This window comes from Onishia taeanensis, assembly GCF_013349955.1.
GTDB classification, from domain to species: Bacteria; Pseudomonadota; Gammaproteobacteria; order Pseudomonadales; family Halomonadaceae; genus Onishia; species Onishia taeanensis_B.
Map to the genome: position 1 here is coordinate 55,504 of NZ_JABVXC010000014.1, position 7,959 is coordinate 63,462.

At 61.8% G+C, this 7,959-nt stretch carries 8 protein-coding genes and 1 other RNA gene; 4 read left to right on the forward strand and 5 right to left on the reverse strand.

Features of this window, described 5'->3' with window-relative positions; translation table 11 throughout:
- Positions 1 to 76: 76 nt before the first annotated feature.
- Both dnaK and grpE read right to left on the reverse strand, forming a co-directional pair.
- Entirely contained in the window at positions 77 to 2,002 is a 1,926-nt protein-coding gene (dnaK, locus tag HUS66_RS14920; protein ID WP_175071909.1) for a molecular chaperone DnaK, read from the reverse strand.
- 206 nt (positions 2,003 to 2,208) lie between these two features.
- Complete coding sequence (gene grpE / locus HUS66_RS14925) at positions 2,209 to 2,802, reverse strand: nucleotide exchange factor GrpE (protein WP_175071911.1); 594 nt, start codon at positions 2,800 to 2,802, stop codon at positions 2,209 to 2,211.
- 225 nt (positions 2,803 to 3,027) lie between these two features.
- Between grpE and recN the strand changes: the two genes are divergently transcribed.
- Positions 3,028 to 4,701 (forward strand): DNA repair protein RecN, encoded by a 1,674-nt coding sequence (gene recN, locus HUS66_RS14930; RefSeq protein WP_175071913.1) that lies wholly within the window; start codon positions 3,028 to 3,030, stop codon positions 4,699 to 4,701.
- Between the two features lie 187 nt (positions 4,702 to 4,888).
- Here the strand turns inward: recN and fur are convergent, their stop codons facing one another.
- Entirely contained in the window at positions 4,889 to 5,359 is a 471-nt protein-coding gene (gene fur, locus HUS66_RS14935) for a ferric iron uptake transcriptional regulator (RefSeq protein WP_175071914.1), read from the reverse strand.
- A 72-nt stretch (positions 5,360 to 5,431) separates the two neighbouring features.
- Between fur and HUS66_RS14940 the strand changes: the two genes are divergently transcribed.
- Positions 5,432 to 5,869 (forward strand): outer membrane protein assembly factor BamE, encoded by a 438-nt coding sequence (locus tag HUS66_RS14940; protein WP_175071916.1) that lies wholly within the window; start codon positions 5,432 to 5,434, stop codon positions 5,867 to 5,869.
- Between the two features lie 48 nt (positions 5,870 to 5,917).
- On the opposite strand, the gene HUS66_RS14945 is transcribed toward HUS66_RS14940, so the two are convergent.
- Together HUS66_RS14945 and HUS66_RS14950 are read right to left on the reverse strand one after the other, a co-directional pair.
- Positions 5,918 to 6,238 (reverse strand): RnfH family protein, encoded by a 321-nt coding sequence (locus HUS66_RS14945; RefSeq protein WP_175071918.1) that lies wholly within the window; start codon positions 6,236 to 6,238, stop codon positions 5,918 to 5,920.
- A complete protein-coding gene (locus HUS66_RS14950) occupies positions 6,225 to 6,671 on the reverse strand; it encodes a type II toxin-antitoxin system RatA family toxin (protein WP_175071921.1) in 447 nt (148 codons plus the stop codon). Before HUS66_RS14950 ends, HUS66_RS14945 begins: the two co-directional genes overlap by 14 nt.
- 140 nt (positions 6,672 to 6,811) lie before the next feature.
- Between HUS66_RS14950 and smpB the strand changes: the two genes are divergently transcribed.
- Together smpB and ssrA are read left to right on the forward strand one after the other, a co-directional pair.
- Complete coding sequence (gene smpB, locus HUS66_RS14955) at positions 6,812 to 7,297, forward strand: SsrA-binding protein SmpB (RefSeq protein ID WP_175071923.1); 486 nt, start codon at positions 6,812 to 6,814, stop codon at positions 7,295 to 7,297.
- A 78-nt stretch (positions 7,298 to 7,375) separates the two neighbouring features.
- Positions 7,376 to 7,756, forward strand: a transfer-messenger RNA (tmRNA) gene (gene ssrA / locus HUS66_RS14960).
- The last annotated feature ends 203 nt before the right edge of the window (positions 7,757 to 7,959 follow it).

Sequence of the window (7,959 nt, forward strand, 5' to 3'; positions counted from 1 at the left end):
GTAGCGACAGTGCGGAAACACCAACGCGGGAGTCAGGCTCCCGCGCTGGCGTCATCCGTCATTCAGATGTCGTGGTTTACTGCTTTTTCTGGTCGTCGTTGACTTCTTCGTACTCGGCGTCGACCACGTCATCTTCCTGCTTGGCACTCGCCTGGGCGCCAGCTTCGGCCTGCTCGCCTTCGGCCTGCTCGGCGTACATCTTCTGCGCCAGGGCACCGGAGGCTTCGGTCAGGGCATCCAGCTTGGCCTGGATGTCTTGCTGATCGTCGCCCTTGGATGCTTCTTCCAGCTCGGCGATAGCCGTTTCGATCTTCTGTTTCTCATCGTCGGTCGCCTTGTCGCCGGCTTCCTCGATGGTCTTCTTGGCCGCGTGGACCATGCCGTCGGCCTGGTTACGCAGCTGGACCAGTTCCTCGAACTTCTTGTCCTCGTCGGCGTGGGCCTCGGCATCCTGGACCATCTGCTCGACTTCTTCCTCGGACAGGCCGCTAGAGGCCTTGATCACGATCGACTGTTCCTTGCCGGTCGCCTTGTCCTTGGCGGACACGTTGAGGATACCGTTGGCGTCGAGATCGAAGGCGACTTCGATCTGCGGCACGCCGCGCGGCGCCGGCGGAATGTCGGCCAGGTCGAAGCGACCCAGGGACTTGTTACCGCTGGACTGCTTGCGCTCGCCCTGCAGGACGTGAATGGTCACGGCCGTCTGGTTGTCATCCGCGGTCGAGAAGGTCTGGGTCTTCTTGGTCGGGATGGTCGAGTTCTTCTCGATCAGCGGCGTCATCACACCACCGAGGGTCTCGATGCCCAGCGTCAGCGGGGTCACGTCGAGCAGCAGCACGTCTTTGACGTCACCGCCCAACACGCCACCCTGGATGGCAGCACCCACGGCCACGGCTTCATCCGGGTTGACGTCCTTGCGGGCGTCCTTGCCGAAGAACTCGGCGACCTGCTTCTGCACCATCGGCATGCGAGTCTGACCGCCCACCAGGATCACGTCGTCGATCTCGGACGCGGACAGGCCGGCGTCGGACAGCGCGGTCTTGCAGGGCGCCATGGAACGCTTGACCAGGTCCTCGACCAACGACTCGAGCTTGGCACGGGTCACCTTGACGTTGAGGTGCTTGGGACCGGTGTTGTCGGCCGTGACGTACGGCAGGTTGACGTCGGTCTGCTGGGCGCTGGACAGCTCGATCTTGGCCTTCTCGGCAGCTTCCTTGAGGCGCTGCATGGCCAGGTTGTCGCCGGACAGGTCGATGCCGCTGTCAGCCTTGAACTGATCGACCAGGTAGTTGATCAGCTGCATGTCGAAGTCTTCGCCACCCAGGAAGGTGTCGCCGTTGGTGGCGAGCACTTCGAACTGGGTTTCGCCGTCGACGTCGGCCACTTCGATGATGGAGATATCGAAGGTACCGCCACCCAGGTCATAGACCGCGATGGTCTTGTCGCCACGCGCCTTGTCCATCCCGTAGGCCAGCGCGGCTGCGGTCGGTTCGTTGATGATGCGCTTGACCTCGAGGCCGGCGATGCGACCTGCGTCCTTGGTAGCCTGACGCTGAGAGTCGTTGAAGTAGGCCGGCACGGTAATCACCGCTTCGGTCACTTCCTCGCCCAGGTAATCCTCGGCGGTCTTCTTCATCTTCTTCAGGACTTCGGCGCTGACCTGCGGCGGTGCCAGTTTCTTGTCCTTCACCTGCACCCAGGCATCACCGTTGTCGGCTTCGGTGATGGTGTAGGGAACCATCTTGATGTCTTTCTGGACGACATCGTCCTTGAAGCGACGGCCGATCAGGCGCTTGATGGCGTACAGAGTATTCTGCGGATTGGTGACGGCCTGGCGCTTGGCCGCCTGGCCTACCAGCGTCTCGCCATCATCGGTGTAGGCGATGATGGACGGCGTGGTGCGGCCACCTTCAGCGTTCTCGATGACTTTGGCGCTGTCGCCGTCGAGAACGGCGACACAGGAGTTGGTTGTCCCCAGGTCAATACCGATGATGCGTCCCATAGGAAATCCTCGAAAAGTCGTTGCGAAAAATCGTTGCTTTGATTCGTTACTCGCGGCAAACGCCGCGGGGTTGTCGTCTATGTGGGGGCCGCTGAGATCATTTCAAGCCCTTTTTTTGACGACGTCTGCTGATTTGCTGTCAAGAACCAGTGATGTCGTGCACGGAGGGCGCACCGCGTAAGGATGCGCCCGCCCGCTACCTGCGATCAGCTCGCAGCCTGGCTGACCACCACCATCGCCGGGCGCACCAGTCGACCATTGAGCAGGTAGCCCTTCTGCATCACCTCGATGACCGAGTTGGGCTCGACATCGGGCGACGGCACCATGGTCAGCGCCTCGTGGAACTGCGGGTCGAACGGCTCGCCCTGCGGGTCGACCGTCTCGACTCCAAACTTGCCCAGCACGTCCTGCTGCATCTTGAGCGTCATCGACACGCCCTCGCGATGCGCCTCGCTGGCGCCGTCTTCCATCGCCTCCAAGGCCTTCTCGAGGCTGTCGATGACCGGCAGCAGCTCCTTGACGAACTTCTCCAGCGCGAACTTGCGCGCCTTGTCGACATCCTGCTCGGCACGACGACGCACGTTCTGCGCTTCGGCCGCGGCGCGCAGCTGCTGATCCTTGGCCTCTTTGAGGTTCTCTTCGAGCTCTTCTACCTTCGCGGCCAGCACGTCGGCCTCGGCGTTGTCGACGACTTCGCTCTCGGGCTCGATGGCGGCCTCGACGGTTCCCTGAATCTCTTCCTCGAGCGTGCTTTGCTCGGTCTCGTCTTGCGGTGATGGCGTCTGAGGTTCTTTGGCCATGAAGCATCTCCTGACGTCGAAAGGCGGCCAAAAGCCGCCCTGGCAGCTGAATGAGTCAACTGATACGGGTGAACTCACGCCTATATGGGGATGGTCACGGCGAACTCAAGGCATGACGGGGCAGCGCTTGTACTGGTAATTGAAGGGGGGCATGGACTACTGTATAAACGCACAGACCATGACGCGAGACGGCGGGACATTACCCATCACGTGCGGGAGACAGCCATGCTGGTGCAGCTTGCCATTCAGGACTTTGCCATTGTCGAGCGACTCGACCTGGAGCTCAGGGGCGGCATGACCGCCATCACCGGCGAAACCGGCGCCGGCAAATCGATTCTGCTTGGCGCCCTGGGGCTTTGCCTCGGCGAGCGCGCCGATGCCGGCAGCGTGCGCCATGGCGCCGAGCGCGCCGACCTGAGCGCCCGCTTCGATATCGCCGACCTGCCGTCTGCTCGCGACTGGCTGGACGCCCGTGAGTTGCCTGCCGACGACTGCCTGCTGCGGCGGGTCATCACCAAGGGTGGCCGCTCCAAGGCCTGGATCAACGGCCAGCCGGCGACGATTGCCGACCTCAAGGCGCTCGGCGAGCATTTGATCGAGATTCACGGCCAGCACGCGCATCAGGCGCTATTGAACGAGGATACCCATCTGCGTCTGCTCGACGATTTTGCCGGCCATCGGCCCGCCGTGACACAGCTGGCCGAGACGTTCCGGGCCTGGCAGGCGAGCCGCAGGCAGCTCAAGCGCCTCGCCGAGGACGGCGACGAGATCCAGGCCCGCCGCCAACTGTTGCGCTATCAGGTCGAAGAGCTCGACCAGCTGGCGCTGGCCGAGGGCGAGCTCGCCGAGCTCGAGGAAGAGCAGGAGCGCCTCGCCCATGCCGAAGAGCACCTGCGCGAGAGCCAGTTCGCCAGTGAGTGTTGCGAAAATGACGAAGGCGGCGCCTTGACCCTGCTCAACCAGGCCATGAGCCACCTTTCTCCTCTGCCCGGCAGTGAAAAAGGTGCCCTGGCCGAGGCTCTCGGCATGCTCGACAGTGCGCGCATTCAGGTCGAAGAAGCGGCCCGGGAACTGGCCCGCTTCGCCGACGCCACCGAGCTCGACCCCGAGCGTCTTTCTCAGGTCGATCATCGCCTCGGCGAAGTGCACCGCATTGCCCGCAAGCATCATGTGATGCCCGAGGAAATGACCGCCCTGCATCAGCGGCTGCGCGAAGAGCTCGAGGGGCTGGATGGCGGCGAGCACGACATCGAAGCGCTCAGCGCCGAAGTCGAGGCCCTGCGCGAGCAGTGGAGAACGCAGGCCAAGAACATCAGCGAGACGCGCCGCAAGGCAGCCAAACGCTTCGGCAAGGAAGTGCAGGGCCAGTTGGCCTTTCTGGCCATGGGCAAGGCGCGCTTCGAGGTGGCCCTCGATGAGCGTACCAGCCCAGCACCGGATGGCCTCGATCGCGTACAGTTCTTGATCAGCGCCAACCCAGGGCAGCCGGCACGAGCGCTGACCAAGGTCGCCTCCGGCGGCGAACTGTCGCGCATCAGCCTCGCCATCCAGGTAGTGGCCGCCAGCCACTCAACGATTCCCACGCTGGTATTCGATGAGGTCGACGTGGGTATCTCCGGCGCCACCGCCGAAATCGTCGGCCAGCTCCTCAAACGGCTTGGCGCCAACGGCCAGGTGATGACCGTGACACACCTGCCCCAGGTCGCCGCCCAGGCGCACCAGCACCTGCATATCGAGAAACAGGCCAAACGCGATAGCACCCAGACCCGCATGGCACTGCTCGACGAAGGAGGCCGCATCAGCGAACTGGCGCGGATGCTGGGCGGCGTCAATCTGTCCGAACGCACCCTGGCACACGCCAGGGAAATGCTCGACGCCAGCCAGCACCCGCATCACTAGCACCTGAGCCCTTCCCGCAAGACCCGCTAGCAGCTCTTGCCCGCCGCCGTATAACACGCCCGGACACGACAACGCCGACCCTGAGAGGTCGGCGTTGTCGTAAATCGTAATATGTTGCTGGCAGACTCAGGCACGGCGAGTACGGCTCAGCAATGCCTCAGGTCAGCAAAGAGCAAGAACTAGCCCATTAGGCTTTATTCTTGGGACCGGGGGGCTTGGAATTAGGGCTTTCCTGGCGCGTGGCCTTAGAGCCCTTGGGTCGCACATAGAGCACCAGCGCATGGTCGACGAGCTCATAGCCATGCTCATCGACGATTTCCTGCTGGCGCTGCTCGATTTGTTCATCGTAGAACTCGACGATCTCGCCGCTCTCGAGGCACACCATGTGGTCGTGGTGTTCATCATGAGACAGCTCGAAAACAGCATGCCCGCCATCGAAATTATGGCGCACCACCAGTCCGGCAGACTCGAACTGAGTCAGCACGCGATAGACGGTAGCGAGCCCGACATCTTCGCCTGCGTCCAGTAACGCCTTGTAGACGTCTTCTGCGCTCAGGTGATGTTGATCGGGGGCATTCTCGAGGATCTGCAGGATCTTGACGCGCGGCAGTGTGACCTTGAGGCCCGCCTTGCGCAGTTCATGGTTCTGGTCGGCCATGGTTGCTCTTCGCAGTAACGTGTAGGGTCGGGTATGATCGACCGAATCCACGATAGTGAAGAACAGGCGCAAATGCAAAAGTTGATGAAAATGGTCACCCTTTCGCTGACCCTGACGCTAGTCACCGGGTGCAGCTATCTGGGCGTTTACAAGCGCGATCTGGTTCAGGGCAACCTAGTGACTCAGGAAGCCGTCAGCCAGCTTCAGCCCGGCATGAGCCGAAGCCAGGTCAAAGAAATCATGGGCAGTCCGCTGCTCGAGGCGCCCTTCGATGACAATGAATGGGATTACCTGTTCCGCCTCGACAAGGCTTACGGCGGTGTAGATAAGCGTCGCGTGACCCTGAACTTCGAGGACAACCGGCTGGCCAGCATGAGCATGAGCGGCGATTTCGACGAGGCGCTGGACTTCACCGCTCAGCCGGGCACGGGTCCCAACAACATGCCCGAGACCGACTCAGCGCCGCTGCGCCCGGGCAACGCACCCACGGTGGGCACACCAATCGAATAACGCTGCGAAAGGGTGGGCAAATAGCGCCAGCTAAAGGCACGCCATGCTCTAACGGGATTTCGCTGCCTTGGCCGCGCGTGCTGCACGCGCGGCCTTGGGGTCGATCTTGAGCGGCCGATAGACCTCGACCCGATCTCCCTCGCGCAGGGCCTGGCTATCGGGGTCACGCAGCGCCTTGCCGAAGATGCCCAGGTCCGCCGTCAGGAACTCCACTGCCGGCACATCGGGAAAGTACCGCTCAAGCTTTGCCATCGACACCGCCTGGCGGGCCGTGGTGCCAGGCGGCACGCTCATTTCGACGATCTTCTGGCGTGTCGGCAGCGCATAGGCCACTTCGACCCGGATCGGGCCGGCCTCAGTAGCGTCCATCGCCGCCATAGAGGTCGTTGGCGCGACGCGAAAAGGAATCGACCAGCTGACCGGCCACCTGTTGGAAGAGCTTGCCAAAGGCCATGCCCATCAAACGGTTGGCGAACTCGAACTCCATTTCCAGACTGACCTTGCAGGCCTGTTCCCCCATCGGCGTGAACAGCCAGCGTCCACGCAGGCGACGGAATGGCCCCCGCACCAGTGACAGCTCGATGCGCTCCGGGCTGTAGAGATCATTGCGAGTCGTGAAACTCTGCTCGACGCCAGCCTTGGCAAGCGTCAGCTCACCAACCAGGTGCTCCGTATCGGACTCGATCAGGCGGGCCCGCCGACAGCCCGGCAGGAACTCCGGGTAGCGTTCGAAATCATTGACCAGGTCGAACATCGCCTGGGGGGAATGCCGCACCAGGGCGGACCGATTGACCGTTGGCATCTACCTCTCCGCTGACTTTACAGGGGCTTGGGCGTATCATGAGCGGTTAATTCGTCAGGCCTTGAATGGTATCACGCTTCCCCCCACCTACCATCCAACGCAGTGAAGCCAACACCGAGGCATATCGAGACAGAGGTTCCATGGCCAATAAAAAAGGCAAGGGCAAGGGCCCGAGCAGCAACGTCATCGCCCAGAACAAGAAGGCGCGATTCGAGTATCACATCGATGAGACCTTCGAGGCCGGCCTGGCCCTGTCCGGCTGGGAAGTGAAGAGTCTGCGCGCGGGCAAGGCCCAGCTCACCGACACCTACATCCTGATCAAGAACAGCGAGGCTTGGCTGCTTGGCAGTCACATCACCCCGCTCAACACCATCAGCACACACGAGCTGGCCGATCCGACGCGGACCCGCAAGCTACTGCTGCATCGCAAGGAAATCGCCAAGATCTTCTCGCGCACCCAGGACAAGGGGCACACCTGCGTGCCCCTCAAGCTCTACTGGAAGCAGAACCTGATCAAGTGCGAGCTGGCACTGGTGACGGGCAAGAAGCAGCACGACAAGCGAGCCACCGAGAAGGAGCGCGACTGGAATCGTCAGAAGGCACGCATCATGCGTGACGCCAGGTAAGGCGGCCTTCTTTTTGCGCCCGCAACACCTTGAACTGGCGTAAAGATGGCCCCACCTGTTAAACTGAAGACGTTCCACGGGGGCGACATGGCTTCGACGCCGATGACAACCTCCTAGGTGCATGCCGAGAGCGTGATGTATCTCGTAAATCCAACATCACGACTAAATAGTCGCAAACGACGACAACTACGCTCAGGGCGCACTGGCAGCTTAAATAGCTGTTAGTTGTTAGCCTGGCCTAGAAGTTACGTGCCCATTCGTGACGGACGGGATAAGAGCCAAAGATAATGGGATCGCGGTTGGTAGCGTCTTCCTGCCAAGCGTTAAACCTTAGAAGAATCGCGGTACTGGATCCTGCCCGTCGGAGCCAGGCCCGTTAAATCAAAAGACGGACCTAAGCATGTAGAGCCGAAGAGTGCGTGTCGGCGGACGCGGGTTCAATTCCCGCCGCCTCCACCAACACCAGAGAGAAGCCACCCACACCGGGTGGCTTTTTTCGTTTCCGCCGACACCCAGCACAACCACGTGTCGGCGCTCTCCACACCCCCGGGGTTCAATTCCCGCCGCCTCCACCAACACCAGAGAGAAGCCACCCACACCGGGTGGCTTTTTTCGTTTCCGCCGACACCCAGCACAACCACGTGTCGGCGCTCTCCACACCT

Coding starts and splice junctions, on each gene's coding strand:
- HUS66_RS14940 (WP_175071916.1), top strand. CDS start 5,432: ATGCAAAAGTTGATGAAAATGGTCACCCTTTCGCTGACCCTGACGCTA.
- recN (WP_175071913.1), top strand. CDS start 3,028: ATGCTGGTGCAGCTTGCCATTCAGGACTTTGCCATTGTCGAGCGACTC.
- grpE (WP_175071911.1), bottom strand. CDS start 2,802: ATGGCCAAAGAACCTCAGACGCCATCACCGCAAGACGAGACCGAGCAA.
- HUS66_RS14945 (WP_175071918.1), bottom strand. CDS start 6,238: ATGGACGCTACTGAGGCCGGCCCGATCCGGGTCGAAGTGGCCTATGCG.
- dnaK (WP_175071909.1), bottom strand. CDS start 2,002: ATGGGACGCATCATCGGTATTGACCTGGGGACAACCAACTCCTGTGTC.
- smpB (WP_175071923.1), top strand. CDS start 6,812: ATGGCCAATAAAAAAGGCAAGGGCAAGGGCCCGAGCAGCAACGTCATC.
- fur (WP_175071914.1), bottom strand. CDS start 5,359: ATGGCCGACCAGAACCATGAACTGCGCAAGGCGGGCCTCAAGGTCACA.
- HUS66_RS14950 (WP_175071921.1), bottom strand. CDS start 6,671: ATGCCAACGGTCAATCGGTCCGCCCTGGTGCGGCATTCCCCCCAGGCG.